Origin of the sequence: Cupriavidus sp. MP-37 (genome assembly GCF_020618415.1) — a bacterium.
Classification (GTDB): domain Bacteria; phylum Pseudomonadota; class Gammaproteobacteria; order Burkholderiales; family Burkholderiaceae; genus Cupriavidus.
On the sequence record NZ_CP085344.1, the window covers coordinates 1,046,351 to 1,067,108 of the forward strand.

Below are 20,758 nucleotides of genomic sequence, written 5' to 3' on the forward strand. Positions count from 1 at the left end.
CAGCGATGATCAGGCAGTACGGCAGTTCTTTCAGGCGCGGGCGTTTCCTTGCGGGGAGGCAAGGGACGCCCGCCGCACCTCACAGCATCATCCCCGCTTATTCCCACTATCCCTGCGCGACCGCGTTGCGGCGCACCATCGAAAGTCCTTGTATCGTTCGCGCCCTAATCCATAATTATGAATTATGGGATCCGGTGCACACGCCGATTCGGTTCCCCGTGCGATACAGGAGTTGGCATGCGCATCGTCCAGCAGGCGCTGTACCTGGAAGTGGCAGACCGGCTGCGCGCCATGATCGACGCGCATACGCTGGTGCCGGGCGCATGGATCGACGAAAGCGCGATGGCCGAAACGCTGGGCATCTCGCGCACGCCGCTGCGCGAGGCGCTCAAGGTGCTCGCCGCCGAAGGCCTGGTGCGGCTGGAACCGCGCCGCGGCTGCTTCGTCAATGAACTGTCCGAGCAGGACCTCGACGAGATCTTCCCGCTGATGGCGCTGCTGGAAGGGCGCTGCGCCTACGAGGCCGCGCGCAACGCCACCCGCGCCGACCTCGACGCGCTCGACGGCCTGCACGCCGACCTGGCGCGCTATGCGCAGGCCGGCGATATCGACGCCTACTACGAGACCAACGCACAGATCCATGAAGCCATCCAGCGGCTGGCGGGCAACCGCTGGCTGACCGGACTGATCAGCGACCTGCGCAAGGTGCTGCGGCTGTCGCGCCACAAGAGCCTGAAATTGCCGGGGCGGATCCAGGAATCCTGCGCCGAGCACCTGACGGTGTTTGCCGCGCTCAAGGCGCGCGACCCTGAAGGCGCCGAAGCCATGATGAAGACCCACTTGCTGCGCCAGCGCGCCGCGCTGCAGGCCCTCGATGCCGGCGGCGCCGCGATGGCGGCGCAGGCGCAGGCCGTGCGCGCCCCGCCGGCCTTGCGCGTGGCGGGCGCGGAAGACTAGCCCCCGCACACGCACCGCGCCAGTCCGGAGTTTCCCCCCACGTTCAGATCGATGCACCAAGGCAGGTACCGCATGAACTCCTTCGATACGGGTGACCAGAAGATCAGCGCGCCGCTGGGCGAGAGCGAGCCGTCCAGCTCCAATATCCTGTCGCGGCTGGGCCGCTGGTGGGGGCGCAAGGGCGAGGGCGACGCCAAGCCCAACGGCGATGCCAGGGCCGCCACGCCGGCCGATGGCGAGGCGCCGCTGCCGGCGCGGCTGGTGCGCCGCCAGCGCGAGCAACTGCGCCTGTGCTTCGATGCGCGCCTGACCGACGGCGCTGCCAACGCCGCCGCGCAGGCCTGGCAGGCCGAATACGAAGCCGCCGGCGAGGCCACGCGGCGCGGCATGCTGGCAGTGCTGGCCGAAGTGGCCAGCAGCGGCAGCGAAGACAACGCCGCCGAGGCCGACAAGGGCGCGCGCGCGGGCCAGGCGCAGTCCAACGCCCGCATCCGCTTCTTCAAGCGGCTGGCCGCGCTGCATGGCCAGCGCGGCAACAGCGCCTGCGGCCTGCACTTCCTGATCCAGCTGCGTGCCGACATGCTGCGCTGGCAGCGCCGCATGCCGGGTTTGCGCCCGCTCGACGACGACCTCGAGGCCTTGTTCTCCAACTGGTTCGACGTCGGCCTGCTCGAGCTGCAGCCGATCACCTGGGACTCGCCCGCGTCGCTGCTGGAAAAGCTGATCCGCTACGAGGCCGTGCACGAGATCGCCTCGTGGACCGACCTGCGCAACCGGCTCGATTCCGACCGCCGCTGCTACGCCTTCTTCCACCCGCGCATCCCGCGCGAGCCGCTGATCTTCGTCGAGGTGGCCTTCGCCCCGGAGATGGCCGCCGACGTCCACACCCTGCTGGACGAAGCCGCGCCGCTGGAAGACCTGCGCCGCGTCAAGTGGGCGATCTTCTATTCGATCAGCAACACGCAGGCAGGGCTGCGCGGCGTCAGCTTCGGCAACTTCCTGCTCAAGCGCGTGATCGAGGAAGTGCAGCGCGAATTCCCGAAAGTGAAGCAGTTCGCCACGCTGTCGCCGATCCCCGGGTTTGCCGACTGGCTGCGCAAGCAGGACGGCGAGGCCGTGGCGCGCGTGCTGGGCGACAAGCGGCTGGCGCGCTGGAGCGAGCGCCACGGCAACGCGCCCGCCGACGGCGCCGCGTGGCTGGAAGCGCTGGCGCCGGATGCCGCCGATGCCGTGGTGCGCGACACCGCGCTGACCCTGGCCGCGCACTTCCTGGTGCGCGAGCGCAACCAGTCGATGCCGGCCGACCCGGTGGCGCGTTTCCACCTGGGCAACGGTGCCTGCGTGGAGCGGCTCAACTGGGGCGCCGACCTGTCGCGCAAGGGCCGCAGCCAGAGCTGCGGCATGATGGTCAATTACCTTTACGTGCCCGAGGCGCTGGATGACAATCTGGCACGCCTGGGCGCAGGCAACCCGCGCATCAGCCGTAGCGTCGGGAAGCTGCTGTGATCCTGGTCCGGTCACGGGAATCGCCCGCGCAGCCGCGGCGCCTGGCGCGCCGCGTGGTTTTGTCGGGAGCACTGTCGTAGAAGCAAAGCCGGCCGCGCCGCGTCCCTGCGGACGCGCGCGGCGATCAGATTGACTTTCCAGAAGAGAGAGGAGACAAAGATGAATCGTCGTCAGTTCAGCCTGGCCGCCTGCGCGCGCGCAGCGGGCCTGGTCCTTGGCGTGGCCGGCATCGGTGCCGGCGCCATGCTCGCGGCCCCGGCGCATGCCGATACCTGGCCGTCCAAGCCGGTTACGGTGATCGTGCCGTTCCCCGCCGGCGGCGGCACCGACGCCTTCGCGCGCCCGCTGACCGCGCAGTTGTCCAAGCAGCTGGGCAAGCAGTTCGTGATCGACAACCGCGGCGGCGCCGGCGGCACGGTTGGCGCCAGCCTCGCGTCCAAGGCGGCGCCGGACGGCTACACCGTGTTTATCGGCGGCGCCCACCACGCCATCGCGCCGTCGTTCTACAAGAAGCTGGACTACGACATCGAGAAGGACTTCATTCCGGTCACGGTGATCGCGCAGCCGCCGCAGGTGGTGGTGGTCAATCCCAGCCGCGTCAAGGCCAATACGCTGCAGGAGCTGATCGCCTACGCCAAAGCCAACCCCGGCAAGCTGAACTACGGCTCGGCCGGCAACGGTTCGTCGCACCACCTGGCGGGCGAGCTGTTCAAGATCCAGACCAAGACCTTCATCACCCATATCCCGTACAAGGGCGCCGGCCCGGCACTGTCCGACCTGATCGCGGGCCAGGTCGACCTGATGTTCGACGGCCTCGGCTCGTCGGCGCAGCATATCCGCGCGGGCCGCATCAAGGCGCTGGCGGTGGCGTCGAACAAGCGCTCGCCCGCCTTCCCCAACGTGCCGACCGCGGCCGAGGCCGGCGTGCCCAACTATGAGGTGTCGACCTGGTACGCGATGTGGGTGCCCAAGGGCACGCCGAAAGACATTGTCGACCGCCTCTACGCCGAGACCGAGAAGGCGCTGAACACGCCGGAGCTGAAGCAGGTCTGGCTGAACAACGGCTCGGAAACGCCGGCGTTCACGCCGGAGCAGTTCGGCCAGTTCCAGCACGCCGAGATCCGCCGCTGGGCCCAGGTGGTGCAGCAGTCCGGCGCCAAGATGGACTGACGCAACGTGATGCCCATGCCGATCCGAAGCCGGGGGATGCGCCCATGAGCGGCACCGTGCGTTTTGCCACGCAGGGCACCACCGCCACCGTGACGCTGGCGCACGCGGGCAAGCTCAACGCCATTTCCGCGCAGATGTGGCGCGAGCTGGCGGCGGGCTTTGCGCGCCTGTCGGCCGATACCTCGCTGCGCTGCGTGGTGGTGCGCGGCGCCGACGGCAATTTTGCCGCCGGCGCCGACATTGCCGAGTTTCCCGCCGAGCGCGGCGACGAGGCCGCGGTGCGCCACTACCACATGGCCACCATCGCGCCCGCGCTGGCGGCGGTGGCGCACTGCACGCATCCCACCGTGGCCATGATCGAAGGCGTGTGCGTGGGCGGCGGGCTGGAAATTGCCTGCCATTGCGACTTGCGCATCGCCGCCTCGGACAGCCGCTTCGGCGTGCCGATCAACCGGCTGGGCTTCCCGATGGCGCCCGGCGAGCTGCAAGGCCTGCTGGCGCTGGCGGGCCGCGCCGCGACGCTCGAGATCCTGCTCGAGGGCCGCGTCTTCGATGCCGCCGAGGCACGTGACAAAGGCCTGCTCACGCGCGTGGTCGAGCCCGCCGCGCTGGCCGCCGAGGTCGACGCCACGGTACGCCGCATTGCCGCCGGCGCACCCGCCGCGGCGCGCATCAACAAGGCCACCATCCACCGGCTGGCGCCATCGCCGGCGCCGCTGTCGCCGGCCGAGCTGGCCGCGCATTTCGCCTATGCCGAAGGCGCGGACCACGCGGAAGGCGTCGCTGCCTTCCTGGCCCGCCGGCCACCACAGTTCCGCGGGGAGTAGGGCGCCGACGGCTCTGCTTCCCACTATCGCTTGCTTCGCTTTTTTTGCCTTTGGTTCGCTCCTCGCCATGAACGCCAACCTGTTTGCCCTGTTCGCATCCCGCTTCCCCGCCGACCGTACCGCCTGCTGCATCGAGACCCACGACGGCCTGTACTACAGCTGGGACGACCTTGACCGCGCCACCGCCAAGCTGGCCAGCCTGCTGGCCTCGCTGCACCTGCCCGAAGGCGCGCGCGTGGCGGTGCAGGTGGAAAAGTCCCCCGAAGCGCTGTTCCTGTACCTGGCCACGCTGCGCGCGGGCTATGTCTACCTGCCGCTGAACACCGCCTACCAGGAGGCCGAGATCGATTACTTCGTCGGCAATGCCGAGCCGTCGGTAGTGGTCTGCAGCAGCAGGAATTTCGGCTGGGTCTCGAAGGTGGCGTTCCGCCACGGCGTGAACCATGTCTTTACGCTGGACGACGACCGCACCGGCTCGCTGCTGTCGCGCGCGGCGGGCAAGCCCGACACCTTCGCGACGGTGGCGCGCGCGGACGATGACCTCGCCGCCATCCTCTATACCTCCGGCACCACCGGCCGCAGCAAGGGCGCGATGCTGACCCACCGCAACCTGGCCTCCAATGCGCAGACGCTGCATGACTTCTGGGGCTGGCGCAGCGACGACGTGCTGCTGCACATGCTGCCGATCTTCCATGTGCACGGCCTCTTCGTCGCGTCGCATGGCGCGCTGCTGGCGGGCGCCAAGATGATCTGGGCGCCCAAGCTCGACATGGCGCAAGTGCTGAAATTCCTGCCGCGCTGCACCGTGATGATGGGCGTGCCGACCTACTACGTGCGCATGCTGCAGGAGCCGCGCTTCGACGACGACACCTGCCGCCGCATGCGCCTGTTCGTGTCGGGCTCGGCGCCGCTGCTGCTGGAAACCTTCGACGCTTTCCGCGAGCGCACCGGCCATACCATCCTGGAACGCTACGGCATGAGCGAAACCGTGATGCTGGTGTCGAACCCGTATGACCCGGCGCTGGGCGAGCGCATCGGCGGCACCGTGGGCATGCCGCTGCCGGGTGTGTCGGTGCGCGTGGTCGACGGCGACGGCAAGCCGTGCGCGCCGGGCGAGATCGGCAATGTCGAAGTCCGGGGCCCGAACGTGTTCAAGGGCTACTGGCGCATGCCGGAGAAGACCCGGGAAGAGTTCACCGACGACGGCTGGTTCAAGACCGGCGACGTCGGCCGCTTCGGCGGCGCCATCGTCAGCCAGGCCGGCACGCGCACGGTGCCGGACCACTACCTGACCATCGTCGGGCGTAGCAAGGATCTGATCATCTCGGGCGGCTACAACGTCTACCCGAAGGAAATCGAGAGCTTTATCGACGAGATGCCGGGGGTGGCGGAGAGCGCCGTGATCGGCGTGCCGCACGCGGATTTCGGCGAGGCGGTGGTGGCGGTGGTGGTGCGCAAGCCCGGTGCCGACATCGACGAGGGCGCGCTGATCGGCACGCTCAAGGGCCGCATCGCCAATTTCAAGGTGCCCAAGCGCGTGCACGTGGTCGACGAGCTGCCGCGCAATACCATGGGCAAGGTGCAGAAGAACGTGCTGCGGGAGCAGTTCGCGGTGCTTTGAGGAAGGTCGCGTAACGCCGTGGGGTTTCAACCACTGCGGGGTTTGCTCCCTCTCCCGCTTGCGGGAGAGGGTTGGGGTGAGGGCGGGAGTGACCACGAAGCAAAGCCTGCGGTATGCCAGCGCCTGCCCTCACCCCCTGCCCCTCTCCCGCAAGCGGGAGAGGGGAGCACACAAGCGGTCGATCGAAGGCGCTGGATTACTTCAGCATCTGCACCGACCCATTCACCGACACCGTGACCTGGGTCTTGCCGCCTTCTACCGGCACCGGCACCGCGGCGTCGGCCATCATGGCCTTGGCGGCGCCGTACATGCGCGGCACCGGCGGCACCATGCCGGTCTCGTTCACGCTGACTTCGCGGATGGTGTAGCTGTTGTAGCCGAACAGTTTGGTGGTGGACTGGGCCTTGCTGCGGAACGAGGCGATGGCCTGCTCGGCCAGCTTGGCCTCGGCGGCCTCGCGCGCTTCGCGCGACAGCGAGAAGGCAATGTTCTGCACCTGCATCTGGCTGGCCAGCTCGCCCGCAAGCTTGGACACCGCCGAGAAATCGCGCGACTTCAGGATGACCTCGGAGCGCCCGCGCCAGGTGCTGATGCGGCCGTTGCGGTCGGTGCTGGGGTGGATGGTGAAGCCGCCGGATTCGGCGGTCACGCCCTGGGCCCGGCGCGCCTGCGTGATGACGGCCTGGGTCCGGGCCGACAGGCCCGAGGAAATCGCGGCCGGTTCCGCGCCTTCCTGCTCCGCGGCCAGCGTCAGGTGCACGATATCGGTCGGCACTTCGGCGACGGCCTGCGCGGTCAGCGACAGCACGCCCGACGGCGTTTCCGTGGGACCGCCATGCGCCGAGGCGACGACGGCGGTGGTGCCGAGCAGGGTGGCGGCGAGCCATTGTTTCATGTGGTTCTCCCAATCAAACGTGATGGGTATCAGACGTGGCCGCAGGCGCGATCGTTCCGCGACATTGCAAACGATTGTTGCGACGCCGCCGCGTGCAGGGTCTCGCTTCCCCCGTGCGGGTGACGTGCGTGGTCAGAACGCCTGCCAGGCCTTCCACAACATATACGTGGCCAGGCACAGCAGCAGCACCGCAAAGACCTTGCGCAGCTGGCCCACATCCATGCGGTGCGCGGTGCGCGCGCCCAGCGGCGCGGTCAGCACGCTGGCCGCGGCGATCACCAGCAGCGCCGGCAGGTAGAGATAGCCGAGCGAGGCCGCCGGCAGTCCGGGCGCGTGCCAGCCGCTCCAGACATAGCCCGCCACGCTGGCCGCGGCGATCGGGAAGCCGAGCGCGGCCGAGGTCGCCACCGCGTTGTGGATCGGCACATTGCACCAGGTCATGAACGGCACCGAAACAAAGGCGCCCCCCGCGCCGACGAGGCTCGACAGGAAACCGATCACGCCGCCCGCGCCTGCCATGCCGGCGAAGCCAGGCAACTGGCGCCCGGGCCTGGGCCGGCGGTTGCGCAGCATCTGCAGCGCCGAGAAGCCGACGAAGCCCGCGAACGCCAGCGACAGCCAGCTGGTCTTCAGCGCCGCGAAGACCTTGCCGCCGCCGACCATGCCGCCGATCACGATGCCGGGTGCCAGCGCCAGCACGATCGGCCAGCGCACCGCGCCGCGCTTGTGGTGCGCGCGCACCGACGACAGCGAGGTGAAAAGGATGGTGCCCATCGAGGTGGCGATCGCCATATGGACGATGGCTTCGCCGGCAAAGCCCAGGCTGGTGAAGAGCAGCGTCAGGAACGGCACCATCATCATGCCGCCGCCCACGCCGAGCAGGCCGGCACAGAAGCCGGTGAAGGCGCCCAGCGCAAGCAGGGCGGGGATCAGCACCGGCAGGTTGTCGAACGGCATCGTGTCAGCAAGTCGTTGTTATTGTCGTCAGCCTTGCCGCGCAAGGCCTGGTTCGTTGCAGCAGCGCCCGGCCAGTCAGTCCATCAGCTTGCCGGTGATATAGCGCCATTCCGCCGGCGTCACCGGCGTGATCGAGAGCCGGTTGCCGCGCCGGAGCACCACCATGTCGGCCAGCGCTTCATGCTCGCGCAGCTCGGCCAGCGGGATCAGGCGGCTCTTGCGTTCGAAGCGCACGTCGACCAGCAGCCAGCGCGGCGCCTCGGCCTTCGAGGCGGGGTCGAAATACGGGCTGTTGCGGTCGAACTGCGTAGGGTCGGGGTAGGGCACGGAGCAGACCTCGGCCAGTCCGGCGATGCCGGGCTCCGGGCACGACGAGTGGTAGAACAGCACGCCGTCGCCGATCTGCATGGCGTCGCGCATGAAGTTGCGCGCCTGGTAGTTGCGCACGCCGGTCCACGGCAGCGTCTGTTGCCGGGCCAGGTCGTCGATGCTGGCTTCGTCCGGTTCCGATTTCATCAGCCAGTACTGGCGGGCGCGTTGGTTCTGGTTAGGGCTCACGGCGCTGCTCAGGAAAGGAAGGGCCCGCGCGCAAGACACGGGCAAGCCTGCGCGCAGGCATGCAGGCAAGAAAAAAGGCGATGGTTCAGAAAACCACCGCCTTTTAGGGGGTCCCCGCCTCGGCCGCTGGGTCGGCATCCTGAACCCAAGTGAGGTTCAGAGTGGCTGCGGAAGTCGCATTTCGGGTACATCATCCACTCAGGGAGTCCAGGCCAGGCCCGGACTGTGAATGCGACGACGCGCTCGCCCACGCGACATAATCCCGCACCATGCAATGCATATCGGTTCAAGGAGTTTATGACCCTCACGAACCAGGCAGGGAAACTGTCAAACGTCTGACTGTCCACGTGCGGGATGTCAGACGTTTGCCGTTTCTAACAAGGATGGGATGAAAACGGCGGCCAGGCGCGATAACCTGACCTGTCAGCTGCACTTCTGTGGTGCCTCGTGCAGTCTGGCTACACTATACACCGCGTTGCAGGGCATACCAAGTGCGCTCGCGCGCGTCGTTACATTTTGCGCGGCAGCGCGGCATCCGCAGCACATCCCACCCGTGCCGCTCAGCCGCGCGTACCGGTGCCTACGTGGGCATATTGCCGCAGCGCTTCGTCGGCGCGGTCGTTCAGTTCGCGGATGCGCGCGCGGATGGCGTCGACCGGGATCGCGCCCTCGGCCTGCTGCTTGCGCTGCAGCGACAGCAGGTCCGAAGCGATGCTGATGGCGGCCATCACCGCGACGCGCTCGACGCCCTTGGCCGCGCTGCCGGTGCGCAGCTTGTTCATCTGCGTGTCGACCAGGGCCACGGCCTCGAGCAGTGCGGCCTCGTTCTCGGGCGCGATGGCAAAGCGGTAGGCCTGGCCGGCGATGTTGACTTCGACTTGCTTGTTGCTCATGCGTGTTCTCCGGGGGCCTTGTGCGCGTCGGCGCCCTGCGCCACGGCCTCCTCGCCGAGCAGGTCGAGCTGGCGCGTGTCGCTGGCGGTCGGCAGCTTGTCAAGGATGGACTGGATGCGCAGCTGCGCTTCCTCGATCTTGATATTGAGCAGTTCGCGATCGGCGGCCATGGCCTCGCGCTCGCCGCGCAACTGCGCGGCTTCGCCCTCCAGCCGCGCGATCTCGTCGCGCAGCCGCTGGTTCTCCGCCGCCAGGGTGTCCGCATGGTGCAGCACGCGCCCGATCTTGGCGGCCAGTTGTTCGAGTTCGGTGAGCATAGGGCCTGTCATGATGGGAGTAGTGTCAGGTATCGCGATTCTAGCCGATGCGCCGGCATGCACAATGCGGAGGAAAGGTTTGTGACCGGCCGCCCGCATGGAAGTTGCAGGCTTCTGCACACAAGACGCCGCGAGAGTGTGACAAAACGCTACCAGGCGGGCCATGTGCGCAGTGGGGTCGTCGCGTTGACGCGGGGGGCGAAACGCCATAGACTCGCGCACGTTCCAGGTGCTCGCCCTTTTCGTCCCTGGCGAAAGGGCAGTTCAACGGGAAACAGGGAGCCGGGCCGGCTGCGCGCCGGACAGGCCAACCTGTGCTGCCCCCGCAACGGTAAGCGACCGCGGTGCGCATGCGCCAGCCACGTTGCTGGCAAGGCCGGATCCGTCATCGGATGCCAGGCCACATGCCCGCAGGACCGGCCACACGCCACTGAACCGCAGGTTCGGGAAGGCGCCGGTTCCGTGTCGCCAGCCCGGATACCGGCCTGAACGCGGGCTGCCGCCCGTGCGCGGCAAGCCTCATCGCCATATGGCCCGCGGGGGAACGGGCCCGGCCGTTCCTATCCAGTCCTGCATCATGCGTTCATCGCTTCACAGGTCGACCCGCCCGGCAAGCCCGGCGGTGCGTCCGCTCGTGCCCGCCATCCTGGCGGCCATGGCCTCGTTCACCTTCGTTCCCGGTACTGTGCGCGCGCAGGCGACGGCCAGCAGCCCCGCGCAGCTCGCGCCGGTGGTGGTCACTTCCACCCGCACCGCGCAGTCCATTACCGAAGCGCTGCCGCATACCACGGTGGTCACGCAGCAGGACATTGCCAACTCGCAGGCGCCGGACCTGCGCACGCTGCTGCGCAGCCAGGCCGGCGTGGAGTTCTCGACCAACGGCGGCATGGGCAGCAATACCTCGCTGTTCATGCGCGGCGCCAACTCCAACCAGACCCTGATCCTGATCGATGGCGTGCGGGTGTCGTCGGCCAGCAGCGGCACCGCGCAGCTGGCCAATATCCTGCCTGACCAGATCGACCGCATCGAGGTGGTGCGCGGCAACGTCTCGGCGCTGTACGGCTCGGACGCGATCGGCGGCGTGGTGCAGATCTTCACCAAGAGCGGCGCGGGCCAGGCGCCGGCGGCCAACGCCGCGGTCGAGTACGGCAGCAACAATACGCGCCAGGGCACGGTCGGCTATGGCGGCCAGGTCGGCGACACCTCGTTCAACCTGACCGGCTCCGCGTTCAAGACCGACGGCTTCTCGTCGATCAATACCAGGCAAGCGCCGCGCGCCAATCCCAACGACAACCCGTTCGAGAACCGGAGCGTGTCGGGCCAGGTGAAGCACCGCTTCACGCCGAACTGGGATGCGGGCATCACCGGCTATTACTCCAAGAGCAAGCTGTCGTTCGACAGTGCCTTCGGCCGCCCCACCGACGACAACCGCACCAACAGCGAGCTGTACACGCTGTCGGCCTTTGTCAACGGCAAGGTCGGCGCCGACTGGACCACGCACTTCAAGCTGTCGCAGAGCGCGGACAACAGCGACACCTTCCTGAACGGGCGCGCCAACGGTACCTTCAATACCCGCACCCGCCAGTTCAACTGGCAGAACGAGTATGCGGTCGCCGCCAGCCACACGCTGCTGTTCGGCACCGACTACCTGCAGCAGGAGCTGGTCTCGAGTGCCTACGGCGCGCCCACCCGCAACGTGTTCTCGGTGTTCGGCGGCTACGACGGCCGCATCGGCAAGCACCAGCTGCAGCTCAACGCGCGCAACGACCACTATTCCGACTTCGGCAACCAGGGCAGCTTCTTCGCCGGCTACGGCTACAACCTGACCGACGCGTTCAAGCTGATCGCCAATGTCAGCAACGCCTTCCGCGCGCCGACCTTCAACGAGCTGTACTACCCCAACTTCGGCCAGCCCAACCTGCAGCCCGAGCGCGCCAGGTCGGTCGAGGCGGGCGTGCAGTACAGCACCGCCAGCGCCGGCCTGCTGCGCGTGACCGCCTTCGAGACCCGCTACCACGACCTGATCGTGTCGGCGCTGCAGCCCAACGGCATGTTCCTGGCGCAGAACGTCAACCAGGCCAAGGTGCAGGGCATCGAGGCCTCGTGGCGCGCCAGCGTCTACGGCACCGACATCGGCGCCAGCGTGACTTTCCAGAACCCGGTCGACGAGCAGACCAACACCCAGCTGCTGCGCCGCGCGCGCCGCCATGCCGCGCTGGACGTGGGCCGCAATGTCGGCAACTGGCGCTTCGGCGGCGAATGGCTGCTGTCGTCGTCGCGCATGGATTCCGGCTCGCGCCGGCTGGGCGGATACGGTATCGTCAACCTCAACGCCCGCTACAACATCGACAAGCAATGGTTTATCGCCGCCCGCGTCGAAAACCTGTTCGACAAGGACTACCAGCTCGCCTACCCCTACAACACGCAGGGGCGCGCCGGCTTCATCACGCTGGGCTGGCGCCAGCGATGAGCGCGCGGGCGCGCCATGGCTGAGTTCCATGTCTGAGTTCCATGTCTGAGTTCAGGCGCGCCCTGGCGATCTGGCTGGCGCTGGCGCTTGCGGCGCTGCTGGCGTTCGCCTTGTCGCTGGCGCTGGGCAGCGTTGCGCTCGATGCGCGCGCGCTGTGGCTCGCGCTGAGCGGGGCCGACACCGGCAGCGCCGGCGCCATCGTGCGCGAGCTGCGGCTGCCGCGCGCGGCCGCGGCCTTTGCCTGTGGCGGGCTGCTGGCCCTGTCCGGTGCGCTGATGCAGGTGCTGCTGCGCAACCCGCTGGCCGAGCCCTATGTGCTGGGCGTATCGGGCGGCGCCTCCACCGCCGCGCTGCTGGCGATGCTGGCACTGGCGCCGTGGTGGGGCGTGCAGGCCGCCGCGGCGATCGGTGCGCTGCTGGCGATGGTGCTGGTGGCCTCGCTGGCGCGGCGCGACCTGCTGCATCCGCAGGTGCAGGGCGGACACCGCGAAGCCGGCGCGCGGCTGCTGCTGACAGGGGTGATCCTGGCCGCCGGCTGGGGCGCGGTGATTACGCTGATCCTCTCGGTCGCGCCGGAGTCGCGGCTGCGCGGCATGCTGTTCTGGCTGACCGGCGACCTGAGCGGCACCGCCAGCTACGGCGGCGCGCTGGCCATGCTGGCGGCGGCGCTGCTGCTGGCCATGCCGATGGCGCGCGCGCTCAACGTGATGCTGCTGGGCGAGACCGTGGCGCAGTCGCTGGGCGTGCGCGTCGGCCGCGTGCGGCTGGCGACCTTCATGCTGGCGTCGCTGTGCATTGCCGCGGCCATCACCACCGCCGGCTCGATCGGCTTCGTCGGGCTGGTGGTGCCGCACCTGGTGCGGCTGGCGTGGGGCAACGACCAGCGCCTGCTGCTGCCGGCCGCGACGCTGCTGGGCGGGGCGCTGCTGATGGCCGCCGACCTGATCGCGCGTACCGTGGTGGCGCCGGCGCAGTTGCCGGTGGGGGTGATCACCGGGCTGCTGGGCGTGCCGACGTTCCTGTACCTGCTGTTGCGGAGGCCGCGATGAGCGCCGGCGCGCACTGGTCCCTGCCGCTCGCGGCTTGTCCGCGGCTGACGCTGCGCGAGGTGCGGCTGCGCACCAGCCAGCGCGTGCTGGTGGACCGGCTCAGCCTGGCCATCGGCCCCGGCGAGCTGTGGTGCATCGCCGGCCCCAACGGCGCCGGCAAGTCCACGCTGATGACGGTGCTGGCCGGATTGCGCCACGCCGACGGCGGCAGCGTCGAGATCGACGGCACCGCGCCGGCGCTGGTCGACCCCGCGGTGCTGGCGCGCCAGCGCGCCTATCTGCCGCAAGCGGTGCACGATACCTTCCCGATGCCGGTGCGCGATGCCGTGCGCGTGGGCCGCCATCCGCACCTGTCCGGCTGGGGCTGGACCGGGCGCGAGGACGATCGCATCGTGCACGACGTGATCCGCGCCATGGACATAGAAGCGCTGGCCGCGCGCGATGTGCTGACGCTGTCAGGCGGCGAGCGCCAGCGCGTCTCGCTGGCCGCGGCGCTGGCGCAGCAGGCGCCGCTGCTGCTGCTGGACGAGCCGGTCTCGCACCTGGACCTGCGCCACCAGATCCTGGTGCTGGAGCAGCTGGCCGCGCTGGCCCGGGCGGGGCGCCATGCCATCGTGGTGATCCTGCACGACCTCACGCTGGCGCTGCGCTACGCCACACATGCCTTGCTGATGGCCGAAGACGGCAGCGCGCTGCACGGCCCGGCCGCGCAGGTGCTGACCCCCGAACACTGCTCGCGCGCGCTGCGCACCGCCATCGTCAGTGTCAGCGACGGCGCGCATACTGCGCTGATTCCCGATGGCGCGCGACCGACCACACCGAATTCACGACATGACTGAAAACCAGAACCCCGCTGTGCCAGACCCCGACCGCGATGCCCGCCACAAGGCGCGCATGGTGCGCAAGAAGGAAGTCGTCGACGCCAGGATCGCCGCGGCGCAGGACGAGCGCGGCGTGATCGTCATCACCACCGGCAACGGCAAGGGCAAGTCCAGCTCCGGCTTCGGCATGGTGGTGCGCGCGCTCGGCCACGGCATGCGCACCGGCGTGGTCCAGTTCATCAAGGGCGCGCAGCCCACCGGCGAAGAGATGTTCCTGCGCCGCTTTCCCGGCGAATGCGCCTTCCACGTGATGGGCGAGGGCTACACCTGGGAAACCCAGGACCGCGCCCGCGACGTGGCCAAGGCCGAGGCCGCGTGGGAAGTGGCGCGCGCCATGCTGCGCGATCCCGGCATCGGCCTGGTGCTGCTCGACGAGCTCAACATCGCGCTCAAGCTGCACTATCTTGATGTGGAGCAGGTCATTGCCGACCTGCGCGCGCGCCCGCCGATGCAGCACGTAGTCATCACCGGCCGCGGCGCGCCGCCGGCGCTGGTGGAGGCGGCCGACACCGTCACCGACATGACCCCGGTCAAGCACGCGTTCCAGCAGGGCATCAAGGCCCAGCGCGGCGTGGAAATGTAGCCCCATTTTTTTGAGTACCCGATCCAGGCATCATGCAGTTTCCCGAAATCCCTCCGCTCGACGATGCCCTGCGCCCCGTGCTGCAGGCCGCCATCGACGACAAGACCAAGCCGCTCGGCGCGCTCGGCCGGCTTGAAGCCCTGGCCCTGCAGCTGGGCCTGATCCAGGGCACCGCGCGGCCGGCGCTGCGCCGGCCCACGGTGATCGTGTTCGCCGCCGACCACGGCGTGGCCGATGCCGGCGTCAGCGCCTATCCGGCCGAGGTCACGGCGCAGATGGTGCAGAACTTCCTCGCCGGCGGCGCGGCCATCAACGTGTTCTCGCGCCAGCACGGCATTGCGCTGGAGATCGTCGACGCGGGCGTGCGCGTGCCGCTGCCGGCGGCGCCGGGCCTGGTCAACTGCCGCATCGCCGACGGGACCCGCAACTTCGCGGTCGAGCCCGCGATGACGCCGGCGCAGGCCGCCGCGGCGATGACCGCCGGCATGGCGCGCGTGCTGCGCCATGCGCAGCACGGCTGCAACGTGATCGGCTTCGGCGAGATGGGCATCGCCAACACCTCGGCCGCGGCGTGCCTGATGCAGCGGCTGACCGGCCTGCCGCTCGACGACTGCATCGGCCGCGGCACCGGCCTGGACGACGCCGGCCTGGCGCGCAAGCGCGAGGTGCTGGCCGGCGCGCTGGCGCGGCATGCCGATGCGCAGGCGCCGCTGGAGGTGCTGGCCATCTTCGGCGGCTTCGAGATCGCGATGATGGCCGGCGCCTTCCTGGCCGCCGCGGCCAGCCGCATGGTGATCCTGGTCGACGGCTTTATCGCCACGGCCGCGCTGCTGGTGGCGCAGCGGCTGGACCCCAACGTGCTGCAGTACTGCGTGTTCACGCACTGCTCGCACGAACGCGGCCACCGCGCGCTGCTGGCGCAGTTCGACGCCGCGCCGCTGCTGGCGCTGGACCTGCGCCTGGGCGAAGGCACCGGCTGCGCGCTGGCGTGGCCGCTGCTGGCCTCGGCCGCGGCGTTCCTGAACGAGATGGCCACCTTCAGCGGCGCCGGCGTCAGCACCGCATCGCCATGAGCGTGCCGACCGACCCGGTGCCCGCACCCGGCCCCGACCCGCACAGCCCCGCGGGCATGGCCGGCGAACTGCGTTATTTCCTGACGGCGCTGGGCTACTTCACGCGCGTGCCGCTGCCGGGCTGGCTGGCGCGCTGGGTCGGATTCGAACCGCACTACCTGCACGCCGCGGCGCGCTATTTCCCGCTGGTCGGGCTGCTGGTGGGCGGCGCTGGCGCGCTGGCCACCTGGGGCGCGGCGCTGTGGTGGCCGCCCGGCGTGGCCGTGTTGCTGGGCATGGCGGCGACGCTGCTGCTGACCGGCGCCTTCCATGAAGACGGGCTGGCCGATTGCGTCGACGCCTTCGGCGGTGCGTGGCAGCGCGAGGACGTGCTGCGCATCATGCACGATTCGCGCATCGGCGCGTTCGGCGCGATCGCGCTGGTGCTGGCGCTGCTGCTGAAGTGGCAGCTGCTGGTGGCGATCGCCGGGCGCGGCGGCATCGCGGTGCTGCTGGCCGTGCTGGTTGCCGCGCATGCCGCCAGCCGCGCGATGGCGGTCAGCTATCTCACCACGCTGGCTTACGTGCGTCCCGAGGGCAAGGCCAAGCCGGTGGCGCAGAAGCTGGCCGGCGCGGGGCTGGTGTTTGCGCTGCTGTGCGGGCTGGTGCCGCTGTGGCTGGTGTCGCCGGGGTTCTGCGCGGCGGCGGTCGCAGCGTTGCTGGTTTTGCGCCTGCTGCTCGGCCGCTACTTCGTGCGCCGCCTCGGCGGCTATACCGGCGATTGCCTGGGCATGGCCCAGCAATGCGCCGAGATCGGACTCTACCTGCTGGCCGCGGCATGGACGTGGTCCTGATCCGGCATGCGCAGCCGCAGGTGCCGGCGGGTACCTGCTACGGCTGCCTGGACCTGCCGCTGCTGGCGCCGCTGACGCCGTCCGCGGCACGGATCGTTGCCGGCCTGCCGGCACCGGATCGCATCGTCGCCAGCCCGCTGGCGCGCGCGCTCGGCACGGCGCAGGCACTGGCCCAGGCATGGCCCGGCGGCGTGCCGGGTATCGACACCGAACCGGCCCTGCGCGAAATCGACTTCGGCAGCTGGGAGGGCGTGGCCTGGGATGCGATCGACCGCGGCGCACTCGACCAGTGGGCGGCCGACCTGCTGCATGCGCGTCCGCATGGCGGCGAGTCGCCGGCGCAGGCGATGGCGCGGGTCACGGACTGGGCCGCGACGCTGGCCGGCGCGCGCGTGCAATGTCTCTGGGTAGTCGGCCACGCCGGGCCGATGCGCATGCTGGCGGCGCACTGGCTGGGCCTGCCGCTGGCGGCCACGGTCAACTGGGAACTGGGTTTCGGCGCCAGCTGCGGGTTCCGGCTGGGGCAGGACGCGGCGCGGCTGGGCTGGTGGAACCGCGCCGGCTGATCAGCGTGCCGGCCGGCGGCTGCGCGCGGTGTCGAGGTCCTTGCAGATCTGCGCCGCGCCCTGGACCACGCGCGGGCCGGCACGGTTGATCAGGTCGCCGTCGATCACGAACAGGTTGTTGCGCGCCACTGCCGTGACCTGCTGCCAGCGCCGCCACATTTCGAAATCCGGCAGCGGCTGGTCCGAGCGCGTGGCACCCATGCCCGCCGTCAGCATCGCTTCCGGATTGCCCGCGATCACCGCCTCGACCGACACCGTCGGCACCAGCGGCGTCTCGGCCGCGAACAGGTTGCGGCCGCCGCACAGCGCCAGCATGTCGCTGACCAGGTGCTGGCCGTTGAGCGTCATCAGCGGCTGCTGCCAGACCTGGTAGAACACGGTCACCGGCGGGCGCGCCGCATAGGTCTTGCGCAGCGTCTCCACCTGCTGGCGAAAGCCTTCGGCGGCGCGCCGCGCGGTGGCGTCGGTGCCCAGCAGCGTGCCGAGCTTCTCGATATTGTCCGGGATCGCCGCCAGCCGGCGCGGCTCGCTGTAGAACAGCGGGATGCCGAGCGCGCGCAGCCGGTCGGTCTGCTTCTGCGCATTGCCGTGGCGCCACACCACGATCAGGTCGGGCCGCAGCGCGGCAATGCGCTCCAGGTCGAGCGCCTTGTTGTCGCCCACGCGCGCGATCGCGCGCGCCTGCGGCGGGTAGTCGCTGTAGCTGACGGTGCCGACGATGCGGTCGCCCGCGCCCGCGGCGAACAGCATCTCGGTGACGTGCGGCGCCAGCGAGACCACGCGCCGTGCGGGCTGCGCGAGGGTCACGGTCTGGCCGGCGTCGTCGATGGCGGAGACCGTGGCGGCGGCGGGCAACGCTGCGAGCAGCAGGGCGGTGGCGATGACGGCAGTCAGTCGATTCGGCATGGATGGGTCAGAGGGTCAGGCAGCCGCCGCCAGCGCCGCGTCCAGCCGCTGCCAGGCCTGTGGCCGGTCCGGCGGCAGGCCAAGGCGCAGGCTCGGCGCGCAGCCGCCGGCGGCATCGAAATACCGGGTCCAGACGCCGCGTTGCGCCAGGCTGTGGTGCAGCCGCGCGGCGTCGCGATGCGGGACCCAGCAGAACAGCGGGTGCATTACGGGCGGCAGGCCGTGGCGGTCCAGCACGGCGGCCAGTCGTGCGCCGCACGCTTGCAGCCGGTCACGGGTGGCGTGCTGCCACGCCTGGTCGGCCAGCGCGCGGCGCGCCACCTCGCGCGCGGGGCCGGCGACGGTCCAGTGGCCCAGGCGCGCGCGCAGCGCCTCGAGCAGCGCCGGCTGCGCCAGCACGAAGCCACAGCGGATGCCGGCGAGGCCGTAGAACTTGCCGATCGAGCGCAGCACCACCAGCCCGGGCTCGCTCCCGTGCGCGGCGACGGACGTGCCGGGCAGGCAATCGATAAAGGCTTCGTCGACCAGCAGCGTGCCGCCACGCGCCGCCAGCGCGGCATGCCAGCGCAGCAGCGTGGCGGCGGGCAGCACGCGCGCGGTCGGGTTGTTGGGGTTGACGACGACCAGATGATCGAGCGCGTCGGCCAGATCAGGCCGCGTGAAGTCCGCTTCGTCCAGCAGCACCACGGTGTGCCCCGCGGCGGCGAACGCCGGCGCGTATTCGCTGTACCCCAGCGCGGCGATGCCGACGCGCCCCGGGCGCAGCAGCGCCGGCAGCGCGCGGATCGCCGCCTGCGAGCCGGCCACCGGCAGTGCATGGGGCGCGCCGCATGCCGCCGCGGCCAGCTCGGCCAGGCCATCGTCGTCCTGCGGCAGCCGCTGCCACACCTGCGCCGGCAGCGCCGGCACCGGATAGCCGTCGGGGTTGATGCCGGTGGACAGGTCGAGCCAGTCGCCGGCCGGGCGGCCGTAGCGGCGCACCGCGGCGAGCAGGTCGCCGCCATGGCGGATCGGGGGCACGGTGGTGTTCATGCCGGTGCGGACACCATCAGCACGGCCAGCGCGCTCGCGCCTGCCAGTGCCAGCCACAGCCATAGCGTGCGCTCGACCAGCCGCAGGCAGGCCATCACATGCGCCGCCTGCGGCGCGGTGCCGGCGCCCAGCGGCGGGCGTTGCTCGAGTTCACCGTGATAGCGCGCCGGGCCGCCAAGCTGTACGCCGATGGCGCCGGCACCCGCGGCCATCACCGGGCCGGCATTGGGACTCGACCACGCCGGCGCCTGCGTGCGCCAGCAGCGCAGCGCCTGCGCGGTGGCGCCGAGCAGTGCATACGACAGCGCGGTCAGCCGCGCCGGCACCAGGTTGAGCGCATCGTCGAGGCGCGCCGCGGCCCAGCCGAAATACACCAGCCGCGGGGTGCGGTAGCCCCACATCGCATCGAGCGTGTTGGCCAGGCGGAACATGATTACGGCGGGTGCGCCGCCGAGCAGGAACCAGAACAGCGCGCCGAACACCGCGTCGTTGCCGTTTTCCAGCGCCGATTCGCAGGCGGCGCGGGCCAGCGCTTCGGCGTCGGCATCGGCGGTGTCGCGCGAGACGATGCGCGCGGTCAGCGCGCGCGCGGCGGGCAGGTCGGCCGCGCCCAGTGCGCCGGCAATCGGGGCGATATGCTGGTGCAGGCTGCGCGCGCCCAGCGCCGCGTACAGCGCCAGCGCATGCAGCGCCAGCGCGGCGAGCGGATGCCAGCGGGCCGCCGCGGCCACCAGCCACCAGGCCAGCGCGGCCGGGGCCAGCACCAGCAGGCACCAGCCGGCAAGCCCGGCAAGGCGCTGGCGCCATGGTCCACTACGTTGCGGGGGAGGGTTGAGGCGTCGTTCCAATGCGGCCGCGATGCGGCCGAAGCCCACCAGCGGATGCCAGCGGCGCGGCTCGCCCAGCCAGCGGTCCAGCAGTGCCCCGATCCATGCCGCTGCCACGCATGCCGGCCAGGCCAGCATCAGCATGCGGGATCGGGGCCCTTTACCGCAACCGGGATGCCCGCCACCAGCAGCCGCACGCAGTCGGCGGCGGCGGCCAGCTTCTGGTTCAGGCGGCCCAGTTCATCGACATAGAAGCGGGTGATGGCGCCCATCGGGATCACGCCGAAGCCGATCTCGTTCGAGACCAGGATCACGTGGCCGGGCAGCGTCGGCAGCGCGTTGAGCAGTGCCTCGATTTCTTCGGTGAATGCCGCCGGCGGCGTGATCACGCCATGCTCGGGATAGCTGCGGCCGTTGGGAAACAGCAGGTTGTTGATCCACAACGTCATGCAATCGACCAGGATGCAGCCATCGTGGCGCGCATTGGCATAGAGCGCATCGGCCAGGTGCACCGGCTCTTCCACCAGGCGCCAGTCGGCGGGTCGGCGGGCGCGGTGCAGCGCGATGCGGACCTCCAGTTCCTGGTCGGCATGGGCCGGGTCCTGGCGCGCGGTGGCGATGTAGGTGACCGGCCCGCCGGTGAGGGTGGCGTGGTCGGTGGCGAGCTGTTCGGCAAAGTGGCTCTTGCCGGAACGTGCGCCGCCCAGCACCAGCGTCAGCTGGCGGCCGCCGGTCCCGCTGGCGGCAGCGCGCGGCTGTGCGGCAGGTGCGGTGGCAGGTGCGATGGCCGGGGTTTCCATCCGCGTATTGTAGCCGCCGCATCCGGGCATGGCACGG

21 protein-coding genes, 1 other RNA gene and 1 riboswitch are annotated in these 20,758 nt (G+C 70.2%); of the genes, 12 read left to right on the forward strand and 10 right to left on the reverse strand.

Annotated elements, in window-relative coordinates; translation table 11 throughout:
- The first annotated feature begins 237 nt into the window (after positions 1-237).
- The 5 genes from LIN44_RS04940 (at position 238) to LIN44_RS04960 (ending at position 6,081) form a co-directional block, all read left to right on the forward strand.
- Complete coding sequence (locus LIN44_RS04940; RefSeq protein ID WP_227313751.1) at positions 238-957, forward strand: GntR family transcriptional regulator; 720 nt, start codon at positions 238-240, stop codon at positions 955-957.
- A gap of 72 nt (positions 958-1,029) precedes the next feature.
- Positions 1,030-2,463 (forward strand): malonyl-CoA decarboxylase domain-containing protein, encoded by a 1,434-nt coding sequence (locus LIN44_RS04945; RefSeq protein WP_227313753.1) that lies wholly within the window; start codon positions 1,030-1,032, stop codon positions 2,461-2,463.
- Positions 2,464-2,622: 159 nt separating this feature from the next.
- Positions 2,623-3,633: a tripartite tricarboxylate transporter substrate binding protein gene (locus LIN44_RS04950; protein WP_227313754.1), complete on the forward strand. Its 1,011-nt coding sequence runs from the start codon at positions 2,623-2,625 to the stop codon at positions 3,631-3,633.
- Positions 3,634-3,677: 44 nt separating this feature from the next.
- The gene (locus LIN44_RS04955) at positions 3,678-4,460 is read left to right on the forward strand and encodes an enoyl-CoA hydratase/isomerase family protein (protein ID WP_227313755.1); all 783 of its coding nucleotides are present in this window, start codon (positions 3,678-3,680) and stop codon (positions 4,458-4,460) included.
- A 67-nt stretch (positions 4,461-4,527) separates the two neighbouring features.
- The gene (locus tag LIN44_RS04960) at positions 4,528-6,081 is read left to right on the forward strand and encodes a malonyl-CoA synthase (protein ID WP_227313756.1); all 1,554 of its coding nucleotides are present in this window, start codon (positions 4,528-4,530) and stop codon (positions 6,079-6,081) included.
- A 196-nt stretch (positions 6,082-6,277) separates the two neighbouring features.
- On the opposite strand, the gene LIN44_RS04965 is transcribed toward LIN44_RS04960, so the two are convergent.
- The 6 genes from LIN44_RS04965 to LIN44_RS04990 all read right to left on the reverse strand — a co-directional run bounded on the left by LIN44_RS04965 (position 6,278) and on the right by LIN44_RS04990 (position 9,701).
- Positions 6,278-6,976 (reverse strand): SIMPL domain-containing protein, encoded by a 699-nt coding sequence (locus tag LIN44_RS04965; RefSeq protein ID WP_227313757.1) that lies wholly within the window; start codon positions 6,974-6,976, stop codon positions 6,278-6,280.
- Between the two features lie 132 nt (positions 6,977-7,108).
- Positions 7,109-7,933 (reverse strand): sulfite exporter TauE/SafE family protein, encoded by an 825-nt coding sequence (locus tag LIN44_RS04970; protein ID WP_227313758.1) that lies wholly within the window; start codon positions 7,931-7,933, stop codon positions 7,109-7,111.
- Positions 7,934-8,008: 75 nt separating this feature from the next.
- Complete coding sequence (locus tag LIN44_RS04975) at positions 8,009-8,449, reverse strand: EVE domain-containing protein (RefSeq protein ID WP_304524183.1); 441 nt, start codon at positions 8,447-8,449, stop codon at positions 8,009-8,011.
- Positions 8,450-8,598: 149 nt separating this feature from the next.
- A non-coding RNA gene (gene ssrS / locus LIN44_RS04980) (6S RNA) lies at positions 8,599-8,816 on the reverse strand.
- Between the two features lie 235 nt (positions 8,817-9,051).
- Complete coding sequence (locus LIN44_RS04985; RefSeq protein ID WP_092306672.1) at positions 9,052-9,384, reverse strand: cell division protein ZapA; 333 nt, start codon at positions 9,382-9,384, stop codon at positions 9,052-9,054.
- Positions 9,381-9,701: a hypothetical protein gene (locus tag LIN44_RS04990; protein WP_092306674.1), complete on the reverse strand. Its 321-nt coding sequence runs from the start codon at positions 9,699-9,701 to the stop codon at positions 9,381-9,383. Before LIN44_RS04990 ends, LIN44_RS04985 begins: the two co-directional genes overlap by 4 nt.
- 210 nt (positions 9,702-9,911) lie before the next feature.
- A riboswitch (cobalamin riboswitch) is annotated at positions 9,912-10,205 on the forward strand.
- A 73-nt stretch (positions 10,206-10,278) separates the two neighbouring features.
- Here LIN44_RS04990 and LIN44_RS04995 point away from each other — a divergent pair.
- Genes LIN44_RS04995 through LIN44_RS05025 form a run of 7 tightly spaced genes read left to right on the forward strand, consistent with a single transcriptional unit; the run spans position 10,279 to position 17,156 of the window.
- The gene (locus LIN44_RS04995) at positions 10,279-12,171 is read left to right on the forward strand and encodes a TonB-dependent receptor domain-containing protein (protein WP_227313760.1); all 1,893 of its coding nucleotides are present in this window, start codon (positions 10,279-10,281) and stop codon (positions 12,169-12,171) included.
- Positions 12,172-12,212: 41 nt separating this feature from the next.
- The gene (locus LIN44_RS05000; protein ID WP_227313761.1) at positions 12,213-13,220 is read left to right on the forward strand and encodes an iron ABC transporter permease; all 1,008 of its coding nucleotides are present in this window, start codon (positions 12,213-12,215) and stop codon (positions 13,218-13,220) included.
- Positions 13,217-14,059, forward strand: coding sequence for an ABC transporter ATP-binding protein (locus LIN44_RS05005; RefSeq protein WP_227313762.1), 843 nt, complete (start codon positions 13,217-13,219; stop codon positions 14,057-14,059). The genes LIN44_RS05000 and LIN44_RS05005 overlap by 4 nt, the downstream gene beginning before the upstream one ends.
- Positions 14,052-14,684, forward strand: a complete 633-nt coding sequence (cobO, locus tag LIN44_RS05010) for a cob(I)yrinic acid a,c-diamide adenosyltransferase (RefSeq protein WP_227313763.1) — start codon at positions 14,052-14,054, stop codon at positions 14,682-14,684. The genes LIN44_RS05005 and cobO overlap by 8 nt, the downstream gene beginning before the upstream one ends.
- Before the next feature lie 32 nt (positions 14,685-14,716).
- A complete protein-coding gene (gene cobT / locus LIN44_RS05015) occupies positions 14,717-15,757 on the forward strand; it encodes a nicotinate-nucleotide--dimethylbenzimidazole phosphoribosyltransferase (RefSeq protein WP_227313764.1) in 1,041 nt (346 codons plus the stop codon).
- The gene (locus LIN44_RS05020) at positions 15,754-16,590 is read left to right on the forward strand and encodes an adenosylcobinamide-GDP ribazoletransferase (RefSeq protein ID WP_227313765.1); all 837 of its coding nucleotides are present in this window, start codon (positions 15,754-15,756) and stop codon (positions 16,588-16,590) included. The genes cobT and LIN44_RS05020 overlap by 4 nt, the downstream gene beginning before the upstream one ends.
- Positions 16,575-17,156, forward strand: a complete 582-nt coding sequence (locus LIN44_RS05025) for a histidine phosphatase family protein (RefSeq protein ID WP_227313766.1) — start codon at positions 16,575-16,577, stop codon at positions 17,154-17,156. The genes LIN44_RS05020 and LIN44_RS05025 overlap by 16 nt, the downstream gene beginning before the upstream one ends.
- On the opposite strand, the gene LIN44_RS05030 is transcribed toward LIN44_RS05025, so the two are convergent.
- From LIN44_RS05030 to cobU, 4 genes are read right to left on the reverse strand one after another with little or no spacing between them, the layout of a single operon-like run.
- A complete protein-coding gene (locus LIN44_RS05030) occupies positions 17,157-18,062 on the reverse strand; it encodes a cobalamin-binding protein (RefSeq protein ID WP_227313767.1) in 906 nt (301 codons plus the stop codon).
- A 15-nt stretch (positions 18,063-18,077) separates the two neighbouring features.
- The gene (cobD, locus tag LIN44_RS05035; RefSeq protein ID WP_227313768.1) at positions 18,078-19,094 is read right to left on the reverse strand and encodes a threonine-phosphate decarboxylase CobD; all 1,017 of its coding nucleotides are present in this window, start codon (positions 19,092-19,094) and stop codon (positions 18,078-18,080) included.
- Positions 19,091-20,065 (reverse strand): adenosylcobinamide-phosphate synthase CbiB, encoded by a 975-nt coding sequence (cbiB, locus tag LIN44_RS05040; RefSeq protein WP_227313769.1) that lies wholly within the window; start codon positions 20,063-20,065, stop codon positions 19,091-19,093. The genes cobD and cbiB overlap by 4 nt, the downstream gene beginning before the upstream one ends.
- Positions 20,059-20,751 (reverse strand): bifunctional adenosylcobinamide kinase/adenosylcobinamide-phosphate guanylyltransferase, encoded by a 693-nt coding sequence (gene cobU / locus LIN44_RS05045; RefSeq protein WP_370641616.1) that lies wholly within the window; start codon positions 20,749-20,751, stop codon positions 20,059-20,061. The genes cbiB and cobU overlap by 7 nt, the downstream gene beginning before the upstream one ends.
- Positions 20,752-20,758 lie beyond the last annotated feature (7 nt).